This window comes from Streptomyces sp. NPDC048461, from assembly GCF_055587105.1.
The window spans coordinates 149,415-172,833 of record NZ_JBVJGW010000013.1 but is presented as its reverse complement, the minus strand read 5'-3'; the positions used below and the strand labels follow the sequence as shown (position 1 = coordinate 172,833).

20 protein-coding genes are annotated in these 23,419 nt (G+C 70.0%); 8 read left to right on the top strand and 12 right to left on the bottom strand.

Annotation, left to right across the window (positions count from 1 at the left end; genetic code table 11):
- Nucleotides 1–42 precede the first annotated feature (42 nt).
- The 7 genes from ACZ6S8_RS23285 to sbnB all read left to right on the top strand — a co-directional run bounded on the left by ACZ6S8_RS23285 (nt 43) and on the right by sbnB (nt 9,854).
- A complete protein-coding gene (locus ACZ6S8_RS23285) occupies nt 43–1,590 on the top strand; it encodes a lyase family protein (RefSeq protein WP_469458621.1) in 1,548 nt (515 codons plus the stop codon).
- Nucleotides 1,587–2,528 (top strand): GHMP family kinase ATP-binding protein, encoded by a 942-nt coding sequence (locus ACZ6S8_RS23280; RefSeq protein WP_469458620.1) that lies wholly within the window; start codon nt 1,587–1,589, stop codon nt 2,526–2,528. Before ACZ6S8_RS23285 ends, ACZ6S8_RS23280 begins: the two co-directional genes overlap by 4 nt.
- Before the next feature lie 2 nt (nt 2,529–2,530).
- The gene (locus ACZ6S8_RS23275) at nt 2,531–4,789 is read left to right on the top strand and encodes a pyridoxal-phosphate dependent enzyme (RefSeq protein ID WP_469458618.1); all 2,259 of its coding nucleotides are present in this window, start codon (nt 2,531–2,533) and stop codon (nt 4,787–4,789) included.
- A gap of 49 nt (nt 4,790–4,838) precedes the next feature.
- Entirely contained in the window at nt 4,839–6,017 is a 1,179-nt protein-coding gene (locus ACZ6S8_RS23270) for a hypothetical protein (protein ID WP_469458616.1), read from the top strand.
- A 50-nt stretch (nt 6,018–6,067) separates the two neighbouring features.
- Nucleotides 6,068–7,324, top strand: a complete 1,257-nt coding sequence (locus ACZ6S8_RS23265; protein WP_469458614.1) for an ATP-grasp domain-containing protein — start codon at nt 6,068–6,070, stop codon at nt 7,322–7,324.
- Between the two features lie 53 nt (nt 7,325–7,377).
- Nucleotides 7,378–8,742, top strand: a complete 1,365-nt coding sequence (locus tag ACZ6S8_RS23260) for a M20/M25/M40 family metallo-hydrolase (RefSeq protein ID WP_469458612.1) — start codon at nt 7,378–7,380, stop codon at nt 8,740–8,742.
- Nucleotides 8,743–8,828: 86 nt separating this feature from the next.
- Nucleotides 8,829–9,854 (top strand): 2,3-diaminopropionate biosynthesis protein SbnB, encoded by a 1,026-nt coding sequence (gene sbnB / locus ACZ6S8_RS23255; RefSeq protein ID WP_469458610.1) that lies wholly within the window; start codon nt 8,829–8,831, stop codon nt 9,852–9,854.
- 76 nt (nt 9,855–9,930) lie between these two features.
- On the opposite strand, the gene ACZ6S8_RS23250 is transcribed toward sbnB, so the two are convergent.
- Entirely contained in the window at nt 9,931–11,124 is a 1,194-nt protein-coding gene (locus ACZ6S8_RS23250; protein WP_383922945.1) for a methyltransferase, read from the bottom strand.
- Between the two features lie 158 nt (nt 11,125–11,282).
- Nucleotides 11,283–11,633, bottom strand: a complete 351-nt coding sequence (locus ACZ6S8_RS23245; protein WP_469458608.1) for a tetratricopeptide repeat protein — start codon at nt 11,631–11,633, stop codon at nt 11,283–11,285.
- Nucleotides 11,634–11,737: 104 nt separating this feature from the next.
- Between ACZ6S8_RS23245 and ACZ6S8_RS23240 the strand changes: the two genes are divergently transcribed.
- Nucleotides 11,738–12,703 (top strand): pirin family protein, encoded by a 966-nt coding sequence (locus ACZ6S8_RS23240; RefSeq protein ID WP_469458606.1) that lies wholly within the window; start codon nt 11,738–11,740, stop codon nt 12,701–12,703.
- A 719-nt stretch (nt 12,704–13,422) separates the two neighbouring features.
- On the opposite strand, the gene ACZ6S8_RS23235 is transcribed toward ACZ6S8_RS23240, so the two are convergent.
- The 10 genes from ACZ6S8_RS23235 to ACZ6S8_RS23190 all read right to left on the bottom strand — a co-directional run bounded on the left by ACZ6S8_RS23235 (nt 13,423) and on the right by ACZ6S8_RS23190 (nt 23,341).
- Nucleotides 13,423–14,364 (bottom strand): NAD-dependent epimerase/dehydratase family protein, encoded by a 942-nt coding sequence (locus tag ACZ6S8_RS23235; RefSeq protein WP_469458604.1) that lies wholly within the window; start codon nt 14,362–14,364, stop codon nt 13,423–13,425.
- The gene (locus tag ACZ6S8_RS23230) at nt 14,361–15,644 is read right to left on the bottom strand and encodes a M20 family metallopeptidase (protein ID WP_469458602.1); all 1,284 of its coding nucleotides are present in this window, start codon (nt 15,642–15,644) and stop codon (nt 14,361–14,363) included. The genes ACZ6S8_RS23235 and ACZ6S8_RS23230 overlap by 4 nt, the downstream gene beginning before the upstream one ends.
- Nucleotides 15,637–16,878 carry an ATP-grasp domain-containing protein gene (locus ACZ6S8_RS23225; protein ID WP_469458601.1) on the bottom strand — a complete coding sequence of 414 codons (1,242 nt, stop codon included), beginning with the start codon at nt 16,876–16,878 and terminating at the stop codon, nt 15,637–15,639. Before ACZ6S8_RS23225 ends, ACZ6S8_RS23230 begins: the two co-directional genes overlap by 8 nt.
- On the bottom strand, nt 16,875–17,375 hold the full coding sequence (locus tag ACZ6S8_RS23220; protein WP_469458599.1) for an L-threonylcarbamoyladenylate synthase: 501 nt from the start codon (nt 17,373–17,375) through the stop codon (nt 16,875–16,877). The genes ACZ6S8_RS23225 and ACZ6S8_RS23220 overlap by 4 nt, the downstream gene beginning before the upstream one ends.
- Nucleotides 17,372–18,388, bottom strand: a complete 1,017-nt coding sequence (locus ACZ6S8_RS23215) for an aminotransferase class I/II-fold pyridoxal phosphate-dependent enzyme (protein ID WP_469458597.1) — start codon at nt 18,386–18,388, stop codon at nt 17,372–17,374. The genes ACZ6S8_RS23220 and ACZ6S8_RS23215 overlap by 4 nt, the downstream gene beginning before the upstream one ends.
- Before the next feature lie 84 nt (nt 18,389–18,472).
- Entirely contained in the window at nt 18,473–19,177 is a 705-nt protein-coding gene (locus ACZ6S8_RS23210) for an SDR family oxidoreductase (protein ID WP_469458594.1), read from the bottom strand.
- Nucleotides 19,170–20,282, bottom strand: coding sequence for a mandelate racemase/muconate lactonizing enzyme family protein (locus ACZ6S8_RS23205; RefSeq protein WP_469458592.1), 1,113 nt, complete (start codon nt 20,280–20,282; stop codon nt 19,170–19,172). The genes ACZ6S8_RS23210 and ACZ6S8_RS23205 overlap by 8 nt, the downstream gene beginning before the upstream one ends.
- On the bottom strand, nt 20,273–21,280 hold the full coding sequence (locus ACZ6S8_RS23200) for a Gfo/Idh/MocA family protein (RefSeq protein ID WP_469458736.1): 1,008 nt from the start codon (nt 21,278–21,280) through the stop codon (nt 20,273–20,275). The genes ACZ6S8_RS23205 and ACZ6S8_RS23200 overlap by 10 nt, the downstream gene beginning before the upstream one ends.
- Nucleotides 21,264–22,427: a Gfo/Idh/MocA family protein gene (locus ACZ6S8_RS23195; RefSeq protein ID WP_469458590.1), complete on the bottom strand. Its 1,164-nt coding sequence runs from the start codon at nt 22,425–22,427 to the stop codon at nt 21,264–21,266. The genes ACZ6S8_RS23200 and ACZ6S8_RS23195 overlap by 17 nt, the downstream gene beginning before the upstream one ends.
- The gene (locus tag ACZ6S8_RS23190; protein ID WP_469458588.1) at nt 22,424–23,341 is read right to left on the bottom strand and encodes a phytanoyl-CoA dioxygenase family protein; all 918 of its coding nucleotides are present in this window, start codon (nt 23,339–23,341) and stop codon (nt 22,424–22,426) included. The genes ACZ6S8_RS23195 and ACZ6S8_RS23190 overlap by 4 nt, the downstream gene beginning before the upstream one ends.
- Between the last annotated feature and the right edge of the window lie 78 nt (nt 23,342–23,419).

The window sequence follows — 23,419 nt, the reverse complement described above, 5'->3', positions numbered from 1 at the left end:
CGCCCGAACGGGAACCCCCACCTGAGAAACCGGAGAGAAGACATGAGTCCTTCCCACGACCAGGCGCCGGTGGGAGAGGCCGCCCGGCTCACGGGCAGAATCAGCGGCACCCCCAGCCTGCTGCTCCACGAGGAGGTGCTGGAGCCCCAGTTCCGCTACGAGGCCGAGCACCTCCTGCCCTGGTACACCACGATCGAGAAGGTCTTCGCGATCGAGTACCGCCGCATGGGCCTGATCACGGAGCCGCAGGCCGCCGAGATAGGCCGGCTGCTGCACCGCGCGACCCGCGACCGCATCACCGCAGACGCGCGGACCAACATGTCCGACATCGCGTTCGCCCTGGAGCAGTACGTCGAACAGGGCCTGAGCCGGCCCGTCACCGCCTGGCACGTCGACCGCAGCCGCAACGACATGCAGGCGACCGCCCAACTCCTCTTCGGGCGGGGGCTGCTGCACGACGGAGCCCGCGCCCTCCTCACCTTCACCCGCGCCGTACACCGGCTCGCCGCACGCACCGCCGACCTGCCGATGGTCGGGCAGACCCACCTCCAGGCGGCCCAGACCATCACCCCCGGCTTCTACCTGGCGGCCGTCTCCCAGCAGATGCTGCACACCCTGGGCCGGCTGCTGTCCACGTACGACGGGATCAACCTCTGCCCGCTCGGCTCCGGCGCCATGACGGGACAGGACCTGCCCTGGGACCGCGACGCGATGGCCGGGCTGCTCGGGTGCGTGGCCCCCCAGCCGCACGCGCTGACCGGCGTGGCCTCGCGGGCCTGGGTCCTGGAGACCGCCGCCGAACTATCCCTCCTCGGATCCTCGTTGAGCCGGTTCATCAGCGACCTGATGACCTGGGGCAGCGGCCCGTACGGCTTCATCGTGCTGCCCGACGAACTGTCCGGCATCTCGTCGGCCATGCCGCAGAAGAAGAACTACCCCGTCCTGGAACGGATCCGGGGCAAGTCCGCGCACCTGAGCGCCTACTACTTCGACATGCTCCTCGCCCAACGCGCCACGCCCTTCAGCAACATGGTCGAGGTCTCGAAGGAGGCCGGAGCCAACCTGCTGCCGATGTTCACCACCCTCGGCACCACGCTGCGGCTGTTCACCGCGGTGGTCGAGAACCTCGACTTCGACGCCGAGCGGATGCGCGAGGCCGTCGACCGGGAGTTCCTCGGCGGATTCACCCTCGCCAACGAGCTGACCCTCCGGGAGTCGGTGCCGTGGCGCAAGGCCCAGGTCATCGCCGGCCGTTACGTCGTCGCGGCCGACGCCGCCGGCCTCCCGCCCCGCCGGTGCGCACCGGAACTGCTGCGGACCGCGGCGGCCGAGCAGGGCTTCACCCTCCGGGCCCCCGAGGACCTGCTCGCGACGGCCTTCCAGGGGGACGGCGAGCTGTACCGCAAGACGTCCGACGGATCGGCCCACCCCGACCGGGTGCGCGCCCTGCTCGACGACCAGGACGCCCTGCACCGGTCCCTCGACACGGCCTGGGCCACGCGCCGGGACACCGTCGAGACCGGCCTGAAGCGCGTCGACGCCCTCCTCGGCCTCGGCGGCACGGCGGTCCGCGAGGAGGCCTCGCCGTGACCCGCGCCGACAGCACGGCCCCGGCCGCCCGGGCCGCCGACCCGGCGCGGGTCGGCACCGGCCGGGCACCGGGCACCTTCGGGGAGCTGCTCCAGGGGGCCACGTCGGCCGAGCAGCTCGACTTCCTCGTGACCCTGCCCATCGACCGGGGCGCGGCGGCCGCCTTCGCGGCCGACCCGGACGCCACGGACGTCTCCGTGTTCCCGCCGCGCAAGCACCGCTCCCGCCGGCTCGTCCAGCTCATGCTGCGCGAGTACGGCGTCCCGGGCGGCGGCCACCTCGACCTGCGCGGCGAACTCCCCGAGGGCAAGGGGCTGGCCAGCTCCTCCGCGGACCTGGTCGCCACCGCCCGGGCGGTCGCCGACGCCCTCGGGCGCACGGCGGACTGCGCGGCCATCGAGTTCTTCCTGCGCCAGATCGAACCCACCGACGGCGTGATGTACCCCGGCGTCGTCGCCTTCTACCACCGCGAGGTCCGGTTGCGGGAGCGGTTCGGCGCGCTCAGCCCCCTGTCCGTCGTCGGCGTCGAGGAGGGCGGCGTCGTCGACACCATCGAGTTCAACCGGCGGCCCAAGGACTTCTCGTCGGGCGAACGCCGCGAGTACGACGGCCTGCTGGAGGAGATCGGCCACGCCGTGCGCAGCGGCGACCTGCGGTCGGTGGGCCGCGTGGCCACCCGCAGCGCCGTCATGAACCAGCGGCTGCGCCCCAAGCGCCTGCTCCAGCGCATGATCGACCTCTCCCGGGACGTCGACGCCCTCGGCGTCGCCGTCGCCCACAGCGGCACCGCCCTCGGCGTCCTGGTCTCCCGCGCCGACCCGGAGTACGCGCGCAAGATCGCCGAGACCCGGGCTCGCGCCACCGAACTCGCTGGCAGCGCCACCGTGTTCCACTCCAGCGGCCAGCCGGCCCCCGACCACTCCTCACCCCGGAGGTGAACATGCCCTACCAGAGCATCGTCGACGCCATCGGCCACACCCCCCTGGTCAGACTCGCGCTGGACCTCCCCGATCCGGTCGAGGCCTACGCCAAGCTGGAACTGCAGAACCTGTACGGAATGAAGGACCGCGTCGCCCGGCAGACCATCCTGCAGGCCCGCCGGACCGGGGAGCTCGCCGAGGGCGCACCCGTCATCGAGAGCTCCTCGGGCACCATGGCCCTCGGCGTCGCCCTCGTCGGCGCCCGCCTCGGGCACCCCGTGCACATCGTCACCGACCCGCGCATCGACCCCGTCACCCACGCCAAGCTGAACGCCCTGGGCTGCACCGTGCACGTCGTGGAGGCCATGTCGGGCGCCGGCTGGCAGAGCGCCCGGCTGGAACGCCTCGCCACGCTCATCCGCGACCTGCCGGGCGCCTTCTGGCCCCGCCAGTACAGCAACCCCGACAACCCGGGCGCCTACCGCTTCCTCGCCGAGGAACTGATCGACGACCTCGGCCCGTTCGACGTCCTCGTCGGATCGGTCGGCAGCGGCGGATCGCTGTCCGGTTCCGCCCGCGCCCTGCGCCGGTTCCTCCCCGACCTGCGCGTGGTCGCCGTCGACTGCGTGGGCAGCGTCGTCTTCGACCAGCCCGACAACCCCGGACGGCTCCAGGGCGGCCTGGGCAACAGCCTCGTACCGGCGAACCTGGACCGCGGCCTCATCGACGAGATCCACTGGCTCAACGACCACGAGGCGTTCGACGCGACCCGTGCGCTGGCGCTGGAGCAGCAGATCTTCGCCGGGAACACCTCCGGCTCCGTCTACCGCGTCCTCCAGGACGTCGCCCGCCGGTCCGCCCCCGGCACCAGGATCGTCGGCATCTTCCCCGACCGGGGCGACCGCTACGCCGACAACGTCTACAGCGACGCCTACTGGAGCGACCGCGCGGTGACCGACCAGCCCGTCTCCCGCACCCCCGTCGAGGTCAGCCCGGGCACCGAGGTCACCGCCTGGTCGTACGCCGCCCTCGGCGAGCGCCCCGCCGGACCGCGCAAGCTCCTGTTCGTCGAGGCCAACACCTCGGGCACGGGCGTCCTGGCCCTCGACCTGGCCCGCCGGCTCGGCCTGGAGCCCGTGCTGCTGACGAACGCCCCCGAACGGTACGCGGGCGCCCGGGACGCCGACTGCGAGATCGTGGTCTGCGACACCGCCACCGAACGCGGCCTGCGCGCCGCCATCGGCGAGCGCTTCCCCCGCCGGGAGATCGCCGGCATCACCACCACCAGCGACTTCTACGTACCGGTCGTCGCCGCACTGGCCGACTGGCTGGGCCTGCCCGGCAACCCCCCGCAGGCCATGGCCGACAGCCGGAACAAAGCCACCGTACGCGGCCTCCTCGACGCCGCGGGCATCGTCCAGCCGCGCTTCGCCGCCGTCCGCTCCACCGCCGAACTCGCCGCGGCCGTCGACCGGGTGGGCCTGCCGTGCGTCGTCAAGCCCGCCGACGACTCCGGCTCCAACGACGTGCTCCTGTGCCGTTCCCACGAGGAGGCCCGCGCACACACCGAGCGGGTGCTGGCGGTCGAGACCAACGTCCGCGGGCTGCCGACGGCACGCACCGCCCTCGTCGAGGAGTACGTCGAGGGGCCCGAGTACAGCGTCGAGATGTTCAGCACGGACGGCGTGCCCGTGTGCGCCGGCATCACCGCCAAGACGGTCTCGGGCGGCCCGCACTTCGTGGAGCACCAGCACGTCTTCCCGGCCCCCCTCGCCGAGGACGACGCCACCGCACTGCGCGCGGCCGTGACGGCCGCCCTCACCGCGCTCGGCGTACGGACCGGCCCCACGCACACCGAGGTCCGGATGTCCGGCCGGGGCCCCCTGATCGTCGAGGTCAACCCCCGCCTGGCCGGCGGCATGATCCCCGAGCTGATCCGGCTGGCCACCGGCGTCGAGCTGCTGGAACAGCAGCTCCGCGCCGCCTGCGGCCTGGCCCCCGACCTGCAGGGGACCCGGGAGACGACGGCGGGCATCCGCTTCCTGACGGCCGACGGCGACGGAGTGCTCGCCGCCGTCGACGGCGCGGCCGAGGCCGCCGAGGTCCCGGGCGTGGAGCGGGTCCACCTCACCGCGGCGCCGGGCCGCCCGGTCCGGGCCCCGCAGAACGCCTACGACCGGCTGGGCTACGTGATCGCCGAGGGAAGCCTGCCGGAGAACGTCGTCAAGAGCCTGGACGAGGCCGGCCGGCTGCTGACCGTACGCCTCGAAGGGGCCTGACGCACCCATGTGGCAGAGACAAGGCCCCACCGACCCGCAAGGAGTCACCGTGCCGCAGGAAACGCCCTCGCCCGCCCGCATATCGGCTTCCATGGAACAACTGCGCCTCGACTACGCCGAGCGGTTCCCGCGCTGGACCCAGCAGCTCGTCACGATCTTCTCCGGCAAGGCCGCACCCGGACAGCGCGCCCCCCGCTGGATCACGCCCCCGCTCGTCAACTGGTTCCTGACACTGGTCCAGTTGGCCGCCGCGGTCCTGGCCGGCGTGTACGCCGTACGGTTCCTCGACTGGTACGCCGCGGCGGTCCTGCCGATCACCTGGCTCGTCACCGTCAACGCGGTGCGCAAGCTCCAGGTCACCTGGAGCCACCACGCCGTCCACAAGGAGGTCTCCGGCAACAAGCACGTGGACAAGGTGGTCCAGGTGGTGTCCAGCGCGGTCAGCCTGACCTCGAACTACGAGGACATCTTCGAGGACCACATCCGCAGCCACCACAACCGCAAGGTCTTCACCACGATCAAGGACCCCGACGCGGGCTTCCTGATGTACCTCGGCTTCCGGCCGGGCATGCCGATGGAGCAGCTGCGCCGGACCCTCTACCGGACCCCGTTCTCCCCGCGGCTGCACCTGCCGTTCATCACCTTCCGCATCCGCACCAACTTCATCACCGCGACCTGGACCCGGCGGATCGCCTCCACCGTCTGGGTGGGCTTCCTCGTCCTGATGGGCTTCCGGATGGACGGCATCGAGTACACCCTCGCCTTCGTCGTGCCCTGGCTGCCGCTGTTCCACTGGGCGGCGCTGTTCCAGACCGTGTCCGAGCACCCCTGGATGGCGTTCGACGGCGCCCCCACCAGCCGCGGCGACTACGTCTCGCGCTGCTGGGCCCGCTTCTGTCTGGAGCCCCTGCCCGCACGGGACCTCCCGGCCGCACGGCGCGCCGCGGGCTGGGCCCGCTGGGCCGCCAGGATGCTGTTCCTCCAGACGCCCGCCCGGTTCGGCGTCCTCGTCTCCGACCTGCCGGCCCACGACCTGCACCACGTCGTCCCGGCCGACCACGCCTGGCACCTCGCGTTCTGGCACCGCCAGGGGCACGTCGACGCCGCCCACGAGAGCCGCATGGACCAGCGCGAACTGACCATCACCGGCGCCATCGACTACGTCCTCGGCGGCATCAGCCTCTCGCCGCTCGCGGCCGCCCCGCCCCGGGCGGAGCCCGTGACGTGAGCCCCCGCCACCCCACCGCCCCACAGCGCGACCCGCACAAGGAGACGCCCATGCCCGCCGCCGCCCCCACGACCCGGAAGCAGCTGCTGGTCATCGAGCCGATGTCCTCGGGACTGACCCTGCTCGGCGCCGCCCGCGACCTCGGCCTCGCCACCGTCGTCTTCTCCCACGACGGCGGCGACCGCGTGGTCCCCGAGGCAGCCCGCGCCGAGATCGACACCTTCGTGGTCGTCGACACCAACGACCCGGCCGCGCTGGCCGAGGCCGCCGACCGGGTCCACGCCCGTACCCCCCTGAGCGGGGTCGTCTCGGGCTCGGAGTTCTACGTCGACGCCGCCGCCCGCATCGCCCACCGGCTCGGCCTCCCCGGACTGCCCCTGGAGACCGCCGAAGCCGTCCGGGACAAGACCCGCATGCGCGCCGCGCTCGCCGCGGCGGGCCTGCGCGTACCCAGGTTCGCCCCCGTCTCCGCCCCCGGGGACCTCGACGGCGCGGCCGACGCCGTCGGCTTCCCCTGCGTGCTGAAGCCGGCCGCCGGATCCGGCTCCATCCAGGTCAGCCGCGCCGACGACCGCGAACAGCTGCACGCCGCCTACCGCAGGCTCGCCGACCGCGCCGACTACGTCTTCGACCAGCCGGAGGACGGCCGGGCCCTGCTGGAGCAGTACCTGGACGGCCCCGAGTACTCCGTCGAGGGACACGTCAGCGGTGACCGGGTCACCATCGTCTCCCTCACCCGCAAACTCCTCGGCCCCGAGCCCTACTTCGTCGAGCTCGGCCACGTGGTGCAGGCGGACCTCGGCCCCGACGCCCGCGCCCGGATCGGCGACTACACCACGGCCGTCGTCACCGCACTCGGCATCGGCCTCGGCCCCTTCCACGCCGAGGTGCGCCTCACCGCGGAGGGGCCCGTACTGATCGAGATCGGCGCCCGGCTCGCCGGGGACCGCATCGCCGAGCTCATCACCCTGGCCACCGGGGTGTCGCTGCGCCACATCATGGTCGCCGCGCACACGGGCCTCGACCCGGAAGCGGCGACGCCGCCCGCCCAGCCCGCGGCGAAGTACGCCGCCGTGCACTTCTTCACCGCACCCGGCCTCGGCGTCCTCGACCGGATCGACGGCCTGGAGGTGCTCGAACGGCACCCCCGGGTGGTGGAGGTCCGCACCTACCTGCGGCCCGGGGACCCCGTACCGGCCGCCCGTGACCTGCGGTGCCGGCTCGGGCACGTCGTCTTCACCGCGGACTCGGCCGAGGAGGAGGCCGAGCTGCGGGCCTGGGCCGCCGCCACGGTCCGCTTCGCATGACCCCGCGCCCGCCCGCCACCGCGGGCGGCCCACTGACCGTAGGAGGAGCCGCGATGAACCCGCAGTCCCTGGCCGACGCGGTGCACGCCCTGATGCCGCGGACCCGGTCCGACCTCGCCGAGCTCGTCGCGTTCGAGTCGGTCGCCGACGTCCCCGCCCTCGCGGGGGAGTGCGCGGCCGCCGCCGCGTGGATCGCCGGAGCGATGACGGCGCAGGGCTTCGGCGACGTCAGGCTGCTGGACACCCCGGACGGCACCCAGGCCGTCTGGGGGGAGCTCCCGGCAGCGCAGGGCGCGCCCGTCGTCCTGCTCTACGCGCACTACGACGTACAGCCGGCGGCCGACCGCGGCGCCTGGGCCACCGACCCGTTCCGGCTCACCGAGGCCGGCGGGCGCTGGTACGGACGCGGCGCCGCCGACTGCAAGGGCAGCGTCCTGATGCACCTGACGGCGCTCAGGGCCCTCGCGGCCGTGGGGGACGGCCGACTGCCCGAGGTGCACGTCAAGTTCATCGTGGAGGGTTCGGAGGAACAGGGTACCGGCGGCCTCGAACGCTATGCCGAGTCCCACCCCGAGCTGCTGGCCGCGGACGTCGTCGTCATCGCCGACACCGCGAACGTGGCGCTCGACGTGCCCACCCTCACCACCTCGCTGCGGGGCATGACCACGGTGGAGGTCCACACGCGCACCCTCGCCGCGAACGCGCACTCGGGCAGCTTCGGCGGCGGCGCCCCCGACGCCCTCGCGGCGCTGGTCCGGCTGCTGGACAGCCTCTACGACGAGGACGGCCACACCCGCATCGACGGGCTGGAACGGTCGCAGACCTGGCGCGGATCCCCGTACCCCGTCGAGAAGTTCCGCGCCGACGCGGAAGTGCTGCCCTCGGTGGAACTGCCCGGCACGGCGGCCCTGGCCGACCTGCTCTGGGCGCGCCCCGCCGTCACGGTGGTGGGCATCGACTGCCCGGCCGTCCAGGGCGCGACCTCCGCCGTACAGGCCCGGGCGCGCGCCCTGGTGAGCCTGCGGGTTCCGCCCGGTACGGGGGCCGCCCGCGCGCAGGAGGCCCTCGCGGCGCACCTGGAAGCGGCCGCCCCGCGCAGCGCCGAGGTCACGGTCGAACGCCTCGGCGTGTGGGAGGCGTTCGAGACGGGCAGCGACGGCCCGGCCCACCGGACGATGCTGGGCTCCCTGCGCGACGTCTTCGCCACCGAGCCGGCCCGCTGCGGCCAGGGCGGATCCATCCCGGTCTGCGTGACCCTGGCCGGCCTCTACCCGGACGCCGAGTTCCTGCTCCTCGGAGTGCAGGACCCGGCCTCCCGCATCCACTCCACCGACGAGAGCGTCGATCCCGGCCTGCTGGCCCGCATGGCCACCGCCGAGGCGCTGTTCCTGCACCGGCTGGCCGCTCCGCCGGCCTGACCGGGGCGGCCCGCACGGGCCGCCCGTACCCGACCACCCCTACTCCTCTTCCCAGACCGTCAGTTCCCTTCCGCATTGGAGCATCCATGTCCACCACACCCCAGTTCTCCGTCATCGGGGGAGCCGCAGTCAGCGAGGTCCTCGACGGCGATCCGCAGCGGGTCATCGACGTCGTGCGCCGCGCCTACCTGACCCACGGCGAGCAGCAGAGCGTCAACCCGCCCAGCTACTTCCTGCGGTTCCCGGACAAGCCCGACTCCCGGATCATCGCCCTCCCGGCCGCGCTGGGCGGCGACTTCGGCGTCGACGGGATCAAGTGGATCTCCAGCTTCCCGGGCAACATCGCGAGCGGACTGCCGCGCGCCTCCGCGGTGCTCATCCTCAACGACCACGAGACGGGCTACCCCTTCGCCTGCCTGGAGAGCTCCATCATCAGCGCGACCCGCACGGCGGCGTCGGCCGCCCTCGCCGCGGTACAGCTGCACGCCGACCGCGAACGGCCGCGCTCGATCACCTTCGTGGGGACCGGCCTGATCGCCCGTTACATCGAGAAGTACCTGGCCGCGGCCGGCTTCGAGTTCGACGCGATCAACGTCTTCGACACCAGCGCCGAGTACGCGGAGTCCTTCAGCGGCTACCTGGCCGGGCTGGGCCGGGGCGCGAAGATATCCGTCCTCCCCGATGCCGAGACGGCCGTCCGCGCGTCGGAGCTGATCGTCTTCGCGACGACGGCGGCCACCCCGCACGTGCACGACCTCGGGTGGTTCGACCACAACCCGGTGGTGCTGCACGTCTCGCTGCGCGACCTGTCCCCGGAGATCATCCTCGGGTCCACCAACATCGTCGACGACGTGGAGCACTGCCTGAAGGCCGACACCTCGCCGCACCTGGCCGAACAGCGCGTGGGGAACCGGGACTTCATCGACGGCACCCTGTACGACGTCATCGAGGGGAAGGTCGCCATCCCCCGGGACAGGCCCGTGGTCTTCTCACCGTTCGGCCTCGGCGTCCTCGACCTGGCCGTGGGCACCACCGTCTTCGGCGAGGCCACCCGGCGCGGTCTCGCCACCCGGATCGACCACTTCTTCCACGACCTCAGCCGCTACGCCTGACCCGGACGCACGTGCGGCCCGCAGGTCCCGGATCGCTCGGGGACCCGCGGGCCGCACGCAGGACGCGCCACCGGGGTCACACGGCCCGCGGACGATCCTGCTTGACCGCGCGCAGCACGACGAACTTCGGCTCGCTCGCCACGACTTCGCTGTTGCCGAACAGCCGCCGCAGGTGGGTGTGGTAGCCCATGTGCCGGTTGGCCACCACCCACAGCTCGCCGCCGTGGCGCAGCACCTTGCGCGACTGCGCGAACATCCGCAGCGCGGTCGCGTCCGTCGTGGCCTGGTGGGAGTGGAACGGCGGATTGCTCAGCACCAGGTCCACCGAACCCGGGGGCAGCATGGCCACACCGTCACCGACGAGGAACTCGGCCGTCCGCCGGCCCTCGCGGACGTTCGCCCGGTAGGTGGCCTGCGCCGAGGCGACGGCCTGGTAGGACTCGTCGGTGAAGACGACGTCGGCGTCCGGGTCGTGCACCTGGACCGCCGTGCCGACGACGCCGTTGCCGCAGCCGAGGTCCACGACCCGGGCGCCGTCGGTGTTGGTCGGCAGGTTCTGCAGGAAGAAGCGGGTGCCGATGTCGAGCCGGTCCGCGCAGAAGATCCCCGCGTGGTTGACGACGGTCAGCCCGGCGCCCGAGCCGCCGTCCTCGTCCACCGTGTACGTCAGCGGCCACGGCCCGGGGGTCGTCGGCCGCGTCGCGCCGGGGGTGCCCGGCGTACAGAAGATCAGCCGCGCCTTCTTCTCGGCGAGGGAGGTCTTCGTCGGACCCAGGATTCGCTCGAAGAGCCGCAGGGTGGAGGTGTGGATCTCCTTGACCATGCCGGCGCCGACGACCACGGTCCCCGCGTGCACGTGCGGCGCCACCCGGTGCAGCTGGTCCTCCAGCAGCGCCAGGCTCTTCGGCACGCGCACCAGCAGGACGTCGATCCGCTCCGGCGGCGCGTCCTGCGTGGTCAGCAGGGACACGGTCGCCTTCGAGGTGCCGATGCCGGCCCGGTCCAGGTTCGCCGCGGTGGCGGAACGGGTCAGGGAGGAGTCGGTGATCTGCGCCGGGTGGTACGCGGCGAGCGCCGTGGTCAGAGCCCCCCAGCGGTCCCCGAGCACGGTGATCTGCCCGGCGCCGGCCAGGTCCACCGGGCCGCGTTCGCCCGTACCGGAGTCGAGATGGCGCAGGAGGTACTCGTCCGCGGCGTCCCAGGCGAAGAGCCGGTCGCGCGGGTCCTCGGGGAAGCGGGTGAGCTCGTAGGAGCCGAAAGGCGTGGTCAGACGGTTCATATTGGACCCAGGCTAACCGAGCCCGGGGCCGAGCCCCGCACGGACGGGGCCGGGACCCCGATCGGAGGGGTCCGCACGCCCCCTCGGACGGGGCCGGGACCCGCCCGGGACGGCGCCGGAGCCCCGTCCCGGGCGCCCTCCGCCCGGGCCTACTCGGGCAGCTCGCCCGCCATCGCCGCGGCCATCCGCAGGTGCGGACGGGCCTCGCCGGACCGGCCGAGCCGCTCCAGGGTGCGACCGAGCATGAGCTGCGCGTAGTCCTCCACGGGCCAGCGTTCCAGGACGGCGCGGAGCTCGGTCTCGGCGCGCGAGAGCTGGGCGGAGTGGTAGTAGGCGCGGGCCAACAGCAGCCGGGGCGCCAGCTGCTCGGGGGCCTCCTGCGCCAGGGTCTCCAGGACGCGGGCGGCGGTCGCGTACTCCTTCGCGTCGAAGAAGAGCCGGGCGCGCTCCCAGCGCTCGGCAGCGGTCCCGTGTCCGAGGTACGTCGTCGGCCCGTTCATCGTGTCCCTTCCGCCGGTCGTCTTGTCCGTACGCCGCCTCCAACACGCCCGTCCCGCGGAACATTCCGCTCGGCTCGGCAGCCGCGCGCGGCTAGGTTGTCCGCATGAGCAATCTCGATCGCCAGCCCGCCCTCTCCGCCTGCGGCGGCCGCGGTTTCGTCGTGGCCGAACCGGTCCGCGAGCTCCTGAGCCCGCGCACGGTCAAGCTCGGGGAGTCCACGGAGGTCCGACGCCTGCTGCCGAACCTCGGCCGCCGCATGGTGGGCGCCTGGTGCTTCGTGGACCACTACGGCCCCGACGACATCGCGGACGAGCCCGGCATGCAGGTGGCGCCGCACCCGCACTCCGGCCTGCAGACCGTGAGCTGGCTGCACGAGGGCGAGGTGCTGCACCGCGACAGCGTCGGCAGCCTGGAGACGATCCGGCCCCGCGAACTGGGCCTCATGACCTCCGGCCGGGGGATCAGCCACTCCGAGGAGAGCCCGCGCCCGCACGCCCGGCTCCTGCACGGCGCGCAGCTCTGGGTGGCCCTGCCGGACGCCCACCGGAACGTGGAACCGCACTTCCAGCACCACGCCGACCTCCCGCGGGTCACGGCCCCCGGCCTGACGGCGACGGTCATCCTCGGCACCCTGGACACGGCCACCTCGCCCGGCACGGCGTACAGCCCGATCGTCGGCGCCGACCTGACCCTGGCGGCGGGCACGGAGACGCGGCTCCCGCTCGACCCGGACTTCGAGTACGCGGTCCTGTCGATGTCGGGCGAGGCCCACGTGGACGGCGTCCCGGTCCTCCCGGGCTCGATGCTGTACCTGGGCTGCGGCCGCACGGACCTCCCCCTGCGGGCGACGTCGGACGCGAGCCTGATGCTCCTGGGCGGCGAGCCGTTCGAGGAGGAGATCGTCATGTTCTGGAACTGGATCGGACGCTCCCAGGAGGAGATCGAACAGTTCCGCGAAGACTGGACGAACGGCACCCGCTACGGCGAGGTCAAGGGCTACGACGGCCCTCCGATTCCGGCCCCGGAACTTCCCCCGACGCGCCTGAAGCCCAGAGGAAGAGTGCGTTGAGCTGTGCCGATGCTGTCGGGCGTGGATCGGATCGGGGACTGTCATTCCGCTCCGGTTCCCGTGCTCTCGTGGACGCCATTACGGTCTCCGGACGGGGCTTTTGATCTTGGCGTCGCGTCCCACGTAGACCAGTGTGTGGTCAGGTCTGTAGGGAAATGTTGGTCTTGCTGACGAGTAGTTTGACTTCTGAATCGGAAGCTTGCGGTGTCTTCCAGCGGAGCGACGCCACGGCGAGGCACCAGGTCTTGGACTCTCCGGCGGTCACGGACGGCTCTGGGCGGACTCTCGCCTGAGGCGGCAGCCAGCACTTGAGGCCAGGACGTGGCTCGTTCCCAGGGATGGGCGCTGTCGTATGAGGTCCTCTGCCGTGTTGTCCGCTATCTGCGGATGCCAGTTCTCCCCACGGACCCGCGTCGGGGGGTGGAGGGGAGGACTCCGTCTTCCTCGCGGCCATGGCGGCGAGCGTGGAGTACGCCCGCGTCGACGGCGAGGGACTTCTCGTTGGCTGCCGTCAACAGCCGTTCGCGCTCCTTCGGAGAGGCGTTGCGCACCAGGGCCCCGGTCTGCCTTCTGGTCGGCCCGGGCGTTCTCGAAGGTCGCCTGGGCCGCCCGTACCGACTTGTCGAGTGCCAGGATGCGATCGATATCGTCCTGATCCTCGCCGCGCCTTCTGCGACGCCCGAAAGAGCTCGGGTTCTCCCTCAACACCGTGATGCCGGTCACGAGGCGACACTGTCGGGGCTGAGCATCCATCGCGCCGTGACCTCCAGAGCGATTCCAAAGTGAGTGGGCTCGACATCCGGGAATAGCGCGCGCAACCGGTTGTTCACCGCCTGTGAGTGCCGGACGTCCCCCGGCCGCCCCTCCGCCCGTACCACCGGCAACTCCCGTCCAAGGATCTCCGAGAGCTGGCGAACCACGTCGTTCACGCTGACGCGACGACCGAATGCGAGGTTCACCGGCTCCGGAGCCGTCACCCGATGCTCCACCGCGCCGACAAGGACCCGGCACACGTCGGCCACGTAGGTGAAGTCACGGGTCTGCGCGCCGTCCCCGAAGATCGTCAACGGCCGGTCCGCGCGGACGCTGTCCAGGAACTGGGGGATCACCGCCGCGTAGACATGGCCGGAGCTCTGCCGCGGACCGAACACGTTGAACAGTCGGAAAGCAACGCTCGACATCCCGAAGGACTCCTGGAAGCTGAGTACGTACTGCTCAGCCGCGAGCTTGCTGACCGCGTACGGGCTCATCGCGCGTACCCATTCACGTTCGTCCTTCGGCAGGGCGGGGTTGCGTCCGTAGACCGAGCTCGACGACGAATAGATGACGTGGCCGACGCCCGCCCGCCCGCATGCCCGGAGGAGGCTCAGGGTTCCGTCGATGTTCGCGCGGTGGGTCGCCCACGGATCGGCGATGCTGCGCGGAACCGATCCCAGTGCGGCGAGGTGGACCACAGAGGCGCATCCACGGATGCTCGCCTCGACCATTCCCCCGTCGAGCACCGACGCCTCAACGCGCTCCGTCTCAACGCCGGCGAGATTGCACCAGTCGCCCGTCGAGACGTCGTCGATCGCGACCACCTCGTGCCCGCGCAGCACGAGTTCGCGCACTAGGTTGGAGCCGATGAACCCGGCTCCCCCGGTGACGGCAATCTTGGTCATCGCGCCTGCCTGCTGCCGGTAGGCGAACCTGCGACCCGTTCCCGTGCCACGTATCGCGCCAGCATCCAGGCGCCCTCGCGTAGCTCGGACCAGGCCACGTGCTCGTGAGCCGAGTGCGCGTTCTTCAACGAACCAGGCCCGACGACGATCGTCGGCACCCCCATCGCATGAACGTAGTGCCGGGCATCGCAACTGACGTTCCACCCGGCGATATGAGACGCCGGCACTCCGGTCAGTCCCGCCCACTCCTCGACGACGGGTGCGGACTCGGGGGTGAGGCATGCGTCGTTGCGTAGACCCCGGTCGAATCGGACGCGATGACTGCCGCCCGGCCAGACCTCAGCAGCCTTCGTGCATGCCTCCCTGATCAGATCCTCGACATCCTCCAGCGAGTGGGTTGGCAGGAAACCGAGGTCTCCGACCAGCGTGCATCGTTCGGGGACGGAGCCAGACCATTCGCCACCGTTAATCTTGCCGATGTTGAGGCTGAGGGGCCATTCCCACCGAGCGAACGCATCGTGGCTGCGGGCCTGCCGCAGGAGGACGCCTTCGAGGTCACGCAGTGACGCCATCATGGCGACGGCTCCTTCGATGGCGCTTACCCCGGACGCGGCTTCGCCCATGTGTACGCTGCGGCCGACCATGTCGACGGAGAACGTGAGACAGCCACGATGTCCGCGGAACACCTCCAGTCCGGTCGGCTCGAGACAGATCGCCTCGTCGACCCGCCCTCCGTACAGGATGTTCGACAGGGTCCCATTGCCGCCGATCTCCTCCTCGGAGGGCAGGTCGAGTTCGACCCGCTTCCCGGCGCTGACCCCCTCGTCGCCGATGAAGCGCATCGCCTCAGCCAGCATCACCAGGCCTCCCTTCGTGTCGCAGGCCCCCCGCCCCCAGATGGCCTCGGCGTCGACACGCGGTTCGAAGGCGGCAGGGTCCTCTGGCGAGGCGGGCACGACATCGATGTGGGCATTGAACCGCGTGGCGGTCGACGCGCCGTGTCCGTTCTCGAACACGGCGAATCCTGAAGTCGGCCCCCCTTCGGTGCGTGCATTGGGATGTGGAGACAGGTCCGGATGACCAGAGAGAAGGGGATGCCGGTTCCGAGTCTGGAGCGGGGCTCCGAGCGGTTCCAGGTAGCGAGCGAGGAAGGCGAAGCATTCCGATTCGTGCGGGGTCTGCGTGTTCAAGCTGATGTACTCGCACAGGTCGGCCGCGATCGCCGGACGGCGGGCATCGAAGAAGCGGTCGAACCGGCTCCGGTCCAGCGACTCAGACATCGTCCACCCCGATCAACCCGATCTCCAGTGGCAGCCCGGCCAGCGCGCGCTCCGCGCGCCCAGCAGCCTCGGCGCGCGTCGTTCCCCACGCGATCACGCTGGCCAGCATGTCCTTGGCCGACCGATACCCGTCCAACACCTGTCCGGCCTCCAACTCCTGTTCCCAGAAAACCTCGACGACTCCCGTCTCCCACGTCTGAGCCGCCAGATCGCCGACGTAGGTGACAACACCCGTGGCGGAAGGGAGGTAGCGGCTGGCAACGAAGGTCGATTTGGTGGCGACGAGGGAGGCCGGGTCGACGGCTTCGCCGAGCGCGAGGCGCACGGCGGCGTCGACGATGTCGACCCCCGAGGCCAGGGGCACCAGGTGAGTCCCGAAACGCGAGCCGGACAGTCTCGCCGCCACCTCTAGGACGTACACTCCGCCCGGGGTGAGCAGGAGGTCGGTGCTGAAGACCGAGTCGTCGATCCCGAGGGCTGACACCGCCGCTGCGGCCGCGTCCTCAAGGGCTGCGCGTTCCCTGGGACCGGCCGCCGACGGTAGGTCGTCGCCGGCCTCGAAGACGAACGGGGCGAACCGGTGCTTCGCGTCGTAGTTGCGATCTGACAAGGCTGCTACCCGCACGACGCCGTCGGCGACGATTCCCTCGACTGTGTGTTCAGTGCCCTCGATGAACTGTTCGATGACAAGGGCATCGCGTCCCGTCGCCTCGCGCGCGGCGGCAACGGCCTCCGGGAGTCGGTTGGCGTCGCGGACGACCGAGACTCCGACGGAGCTGGTGCCGTCCGTCGGCTTGACGACCGCCGGGAAGCCCAGTGCGCCCACTGCCTCAGCGGCCTCGGTGAGTTCACGGAAAACCCTGAACCGAGGCGTGCGCACGTTGGCCTGCTGCAGTGCGGCGATCCTCAGATCCTTGTAAGTGCAACGGTCGGCGACCTCGACCGGGACTCCCGGGCAGGACCACAGGCGAGCCAGCCGGGAGATAACGGGCGGGTTCTCGTAGCCGAGCGACATCACCGCGTCCACGCCTTCGATGCCGGTTTGAGCCACGGCGTCCAGGACCGCTGCGGCGTCTCGCGGGTAGGTCACCAGGACCTGGTCGACCGGTAGGCCGTCGAGCTCGGTCGGACGATCGGTGATCGCGATGATCGCGAGGTCGTGATCCCGCGCGATGCGCGGGATCACCGATTCCATGCCACTCCCGATACCACAGACCACGAGCTGTCGACTCATGACGTCGTCCAAACGTTCGCGCGGTGCACCACCGCGTCCACCGTTGCGTCCGCCAGGGCCGCCAGTCCATCCCCGATCGCAAGAATGATCGGCTCCTCGTGCCGGTTGAAACTGGTGCTCAGCAACGACCACCTGCGCTCAACTGCCAGGCGATAGCCCACGTCGCGAATCTCGGCGTCGTCCGCGTGCTCCGTGGCCGGCCGTCGCGCCATCGCGTCGACGCCGTCAGGGTTGCTCGCCGCTGCGACACGCCGCGCCAGGTCGGGCAGCATCTGCGCCGTGTTCGTCCCGGCGAGCCAGCCGTGGACCCAGTCGTCTACCTCGGCCGTCGACAGGCCCATACCCTCCCGTAGCCAGGTCACGGACCTGCCGGGAAACCCGGTTTCCGGCTTGACCCGAGTGAACCGTTCCTCCTCGACAGCGCCGACGGTCTCGCCGTCGATGAGCAGAGCAGCACTGGCCACCAGATCGCACTGCCAGCCGATGATCGTGGTCACAACGTCTCCTCCAGGAGATTCTTCGGGGCGGCCACCGATTCCTCGAGTCGAAGGCATGCCTCGTGGATCCGCTCGGGCGGCTCCCACGCCACGCTCAGGCGCAGATGCGTGGGGCGGTGGTCCACGAAGAAGGGCGCACCGTCGCTGACCCGGACTCCCACAGCCGTGGCGCGCCCTGCGGCCTCGGTGCTACTCACGTGGGAGGACGACAGCCAGAGGAAGTAGCCTGCACCCACGACGGACGGCGGTCGGTCCCAGGCACGGAACGCCTGATCGGCAGCAGCACGCCCACATTCGAGGCGCTCGCGAATGAGAGCGAGATGGCGGGCCAGGGTCCGCGGATCCCGCACCAGCTCGGCGACAAGGGCGCACGCGACGGGCGAGGTTCCGAAGTCGAACTTGACCGTCCGCATCGCAGCAAGAGCACGGGAACTGCCCTCGACAACGCACACCCGTGCACCCGGGACCACCGTCTTCGAGAACGACATCAGGCGCAGTGCCCACGCGTTTCCTCTCCGCTGCATCACGCTTGCGCACACGCCGGGAACCGGGTCGGCCGAGACGGCCGGGAGCAGATCGTATGCAGCGTCCTCGATCAGGGCCGCGTCAGCTTCGACGATCGCCGCCGCCAGACTGTCGCGCTCGGCGGCGGAGAGGGTCCGGCCGTCCGGATTGTTGAAGGTGGAGACGACGTAGACCACGTCGTCCCGACTCAAGACTCCGGCGAGTTTGCTCCAACCCACGACCGGCAGCCCGATGGCCTTGGCGATGCCGAGCGCTTCGCGATAGGTCGGTTCGAGCACGACCAGGCGAGCTGCCGGCCGATCCCGGAGCAATGCACGCAACGCGAGGTCGAGTGCGCCGAGGGCACCTCCGGTCACGAGAGTGTCGTCGACGTGGACCGCACAGGTCGCGAACCGGTCGACGAACAGCTCGCGCAGGTCGTCCAGACCGGCCGGCGATGAGTAGTTGAACCCGCGGCGGAGCACCGCGCCGGCATCGAGGGACTCCAAGTGCGAAGAAAGGACCCCCCACGGGATCTCCCCGCGAGACAGGTCGAGAGTCCGGCTCGCCCTACCGACACTCGGATCCATCGGTCAGTCCTCTTGGAGACGATGCCGGAGGACCAGGTCGGAGATCTCCAGGTGACGGGGCGTCGCCAGCATCCGGACGATCACATCGACAACCTCCTCGATGGCCAGATGCGGCCGTTCGTAGAGCGGAGTCCGCGCCGTTTCATCGGCACGGAAGAAGTTTGCATCGAAGCCGGTGCCGTTGATGAGCGCCGGCGAGAGCATCGCCACCCGCGTGGCCCGCGCCGCGCTGACAGACCAGTTCCGGAAGTCGTTGACCATCGCTCGCCCGGCCACCTTGGTCGCGGAGTACACGGCGTTGCCTGGTGAGTTTGACGGTCGGTGAGCCGCGAGGGAACCGACATGCAGGTAGTTCTCCGGATCCGGGTCGAGAGTTCCCACCACGGAGAGGACGTTGGCCAAACCCGCGACATTGGTGGCCGCCATCTCGGACCACTCCGGCGACCCGTCCGAATCCCAGGGCGCGTAGAACCCGACACCGACACAGTTCACGACTGACTCGACCGGCCCCTCGAGCCCGCCGACGGCGCCCACGAGCGCGGCACGGTCCGTCACATCGGCGACGACCAGCGACCGGCCGAAGGAGGATTCCGCTCTGCGACTGAACCCCACCGCCTGCGCACCCTCGCCGTGGAGGCGTTCCAGAAGCGCCGCACCTACGCCCGACGACGCGCCGAGGACAATGGTCAGACCGTGCTGCTCAAGCATGACTTGCCCACTCTCCGACGCTCACAAGACCCAGTCCGGGCGAGGAGGGCGCCTGCAGGTATCCGCCCTCCATCCGCCAGCCCATCGTTCTGAGCACGGACGGATCGGACGCGGAGTTTCCGGTGAGGTCGAGTTCGATCAGGTCTCCCCCGACTGCACTGACGACGTGGTAGTTGGCGGCGGTCGCGACGATCGAGGAGAAGTTGTGCGGGACGAAACCCAAATCCAGGCGGTGGGCGAGGTCGGCGATGGCCATCGTCTCCGCGATCCCGCCCGACCAGCTCGCGTCCGGCTGGATGTAGTCGACCGCGCGCGCCTCCAGATAGCGGCGGCAGCCGGCGAAGGTCGGGTCCAGTTCGTAGCCGCCGACGGGCACCGCGCCACTGAGCCGGAGCTCGCGACTCGCGTCCGGGTTGCCGAACGGGATGGGTTCCTCGAAGAACAGGATGTCGAGTTCCCGGACACCGGACATCACCCGGAGCGCTTCAGGAACGGTGAACGCATTGTTCGCGTCGAGGATGAGCAGGCGTTCCGGCCCGAGCGCCGCACGTGCCTGGTGAGCACGCCCGATCGCCTCCTCAACCCCGTGCCGACCGACCTTGATCTTCAGACCTGAAGGGTTGCTGTCCAGCGCGGCGGCAAGATCATCGCGCAGGGCCGTGACCTCATCGGCGCGGCTCCCACCCCGGTAGAACCCCGTGGTGCCGTACCAGCGGACCGGGCGCGCCTCGCCTCCCAGCAGCGCGCTGAGGTCCAGCCCTGACGCGGCGCCCTGCAAGTCCCACAGAGCGGTCTCGATGCCCGAGATCGCGGAGACTACGACGCCCACATGGCCGTAGTGGGCGGTGTTCCGGAGCAGGGAGCGAGCCGTCTCGCGCGGGCGGGCGGGATGTCCGATCAAGGGAGCTGCCAGCTGCTTGATCGCCATTGCCACAAGTTCGTGACTTCCGCCGAACGCTGCCGCTTCGCCCCATCCGGCCGAACCGTCCTCGGCCTCGATCCGGACGAGCACCTGATGGCGCTGGGCGATGCATGAGCGCGCGTCGAAAAGGGGCTCGTCGAGATCGAAGCCATTGATGATCACGTCCACAGCGGTTACACGCATGCCGGGTCGCCTCCTTGCCCCGCCGATACCTCGATGGCCTCGCAGACCCGGACTGCGTGAAGCGCGGCCGACGCAGTCAACTCAGGCTCTTCGCCACTCGTGCACGCAACTACGAACTGGTCCACTGCCTGCTGGTAGGCGGAGAGCCGGACCGAGCTGTCGAAATCGTCCCAGGTACCCAGGCGGCCGAGTTCCCGCGCGTGATCGGCGGCGTGCAGCACGGTCGAGCCGTAAGAGTCCACCTGGAGCATTCCGACCTGGGTCAAGAGCTCGAAGGCCAGCTGGGTGCGACCCGGCTGCGTATCGGCCTCCTCCGCCAACAGGTCGGAGGCGAACACGGAGAACTCCTGGCCGTCAGCGAACCTCAACATCGCCGCCGTCGCGCGCTCAACTCCCTGAACCCGCATGCTGCGGGCCTTGACCTCGACGCACGGAACCTTCGTCCACGTGTGCAGGAGGTCGATCACGTGGACGCCATAGCCGAGCATGAACCCGCGACTGCCCGCCTCGGCCTTCCACGGCTGCGTACCCGCGTGCTCGATCAGACGGGCCTGGCCACCGATCAACCGCACTCCCTCGCGCTCCAGGAAGTCGCTGACTGCCCGATGAGGGCCGCGATACCGCTGGAAGTGATTGACCGAGAGCGTCAAGCCGCGGAGAGACGCGTCCGCGATCAGTTTCTCGCCTTCCGCCGAAACGGTCACGAACGGCTTCTCGCAGAAGACATGAACGCCGGACGCCAGCGCCTGCTCGACCAGCCAGGCATGGGTCTCGTGCGGCGTGGCCACGGCCACCGCGTCTGCCGAGGCAAGCACGTCCTCGACCGACGCTCCCGCCCGGGCCCCGTAGCGACTGCAGAGTTCCTCCACCCTGCTCCCGCCGGTGACGACGACACGGCCCACTCGCGGCGACGCGGTCGCGGCCGCGACGAGGGTCCGGGCGGCGAAGCCCGACCCGATGACCCCGATCGTGAACTCGTCCCTAGAATCCGATTGCATCGCCACCCCCGATCGTCTCGCTGAACGCATCGATGGCCCGCTGCGCCCACCACGCGTCCTCGGCGAGGGCCAACTGCGCGCCGTACTCCGGCTGGTACAACGCTCGGAGAGCAATCGCGCAGAAGCGCGTGACCTTGAAGATATGCCTCAGGTCCCGCGGGAAGTCGTCCTGGTCGCAGTGGCTCGCGAAGACCTCCTCGCGCGCCCCGGTGGACTCGTCCACGCGCGTGACCCGCAGGCTGTCGCAATCCCAGCTAGGCCGGTCGAAGGCGAGAACCGCTTGGAAGAGAGCACCGGCGAGGCCCGTACGGCCATAGAGCACGATGCGCCGGTCGCGGCCCTCCCAGAGGAATGAGGAGTGGCCTCGTACCGGAACCCCGTCGATCGTGTATTCGACGTCGACCGTGTCGAGGAGCGCGCGGTCGACCACGGAAAAGCGGCTCCGGCTGCCCGACGCGGCGCGGACCGAAAACATCGCGTCCGGCCGGGCTCCGATCAGGGTCCGAACCAGATCGACCGGATGTGAAATTTCCGACAGCACGCCCATCGTCGGACGTGGATCCATGAAACGGTACTTGCCCCAGTGGAATTCCGCGCGCAGTATCCATGCGTCGTGGAAGGCGCTCCACTCCTGAAACTGTTCCACGACAGGACTGTAGCGCTCGACGAAGTTGACGCAGATCAGTCGATCCCCGAGGCGATCGATCACTGCCTCGCACTGGGCAAGTGTCTCGGTGAGTGGCTTCTCGGACAGAACGGCGCGCACCGACGGGAACTCCGCAATCATTGCCAATGCGTCGTAGTGTCCGACCTCGTTAATGCACACACAGACCACATCGGGTGCAATCTCCTCGAGAGCCGTGCGCAGATCCGTGAAGCATCGGGTCGAAGACCCCTGCAACTGGCCAAAGCGCAAACCGTCGGTGTCGCAGACCCCGGCCAAGTCCAGGGCCGAGCAGGTCTCGTCGAGAAATCGGAGTGACCGCAGGAACCGACCGCCTGCCTTACCCAGCCCCACGAGGAGTACGCTCGGCCTCTCGGCGATCAGGTCATCCACATCCGACAGATCCAGCGCGGAACGCGCCGTCGGAGAGACCTGGCCGCCGGCTGCATGGCCGTCCTCTAGCGCCGGATCTGAGAAGGTCACGCGCCAGCCTCTGCTTTCAGAGCAGCCACCGTCGAGCGATAGTCGGTGTCCCGGGCGAACTCCTCCGCCGCGGCCTCGCGATCATGGTTGCTGCTCATATCGGGGAGTAGGTCGACGGCTCCGCTGGGGACGGACCGGACGATCCGGTCCACCTCCGCAAGCATTTGGTTCTCATGACGGAGCATTTGCTCGAGATGGACCCGACGTGACATCGGCATGGTCGTGCAGTTCATGAAAGGCCCGTATACGGACAGTGGCCGAAAACGAGCTGTGCGAAGAACGTTGTCCAGAAGCAACTCTTCGTCGTCGTATCGAGCATGGGCATTGATGCTCAGCATCCTGCGCTTGTCGCCGCCTCCCCACGAGGAATGCATGAGGTTCTGATGAAACACAACGACATCACCAGGCTGCGTGTTCAGAGTCGTGCAGGGCACGGAGGCTCCAGGGACACCGAGGGCGCGTTCGCTCATACCCACATCCAACTGCAGTTCGACGACCTCGAGACTTGGAACATGCGTCCTGGGAATGACACTCAGACCGCCTCGTCCTGGTCCGGTCTCGTCAAGGTAGATCGCGATCTTGGCCTTGTCATGGAATGAGAAATCATCCGTATGCCAACCCGTGTTGCCGGTGTAGTGGTTCGCCACGCTACCGAAGTACTGCCAATCCGATCCCAGCAGTGCATCGAAGATTCCGACTACCTTGGGGCTATCGATCAGCGACGAAAGGCGTGACGAAGAATCGAGTGCCTGCCAGTGCAGCGTTCGCGTCGGCTTACCTTCCTGGTCGAGAGTTTGGCTCGTACCCATAAGGCGGTCGAAGTCCCCTGCTATGTGGTCGATCTCTTCGGCGAGGAGGTTTCGGAACACCCGATATCCGAAAGTTCGGAAGAAGCGGATACACTCGTCTTTCATAGTGGATGAACCTCTATTGGATGAGTTATTCCGAATGTTGATGATGTGTCCGGGAAAGCAGGCGGAGCGTCCGAGATT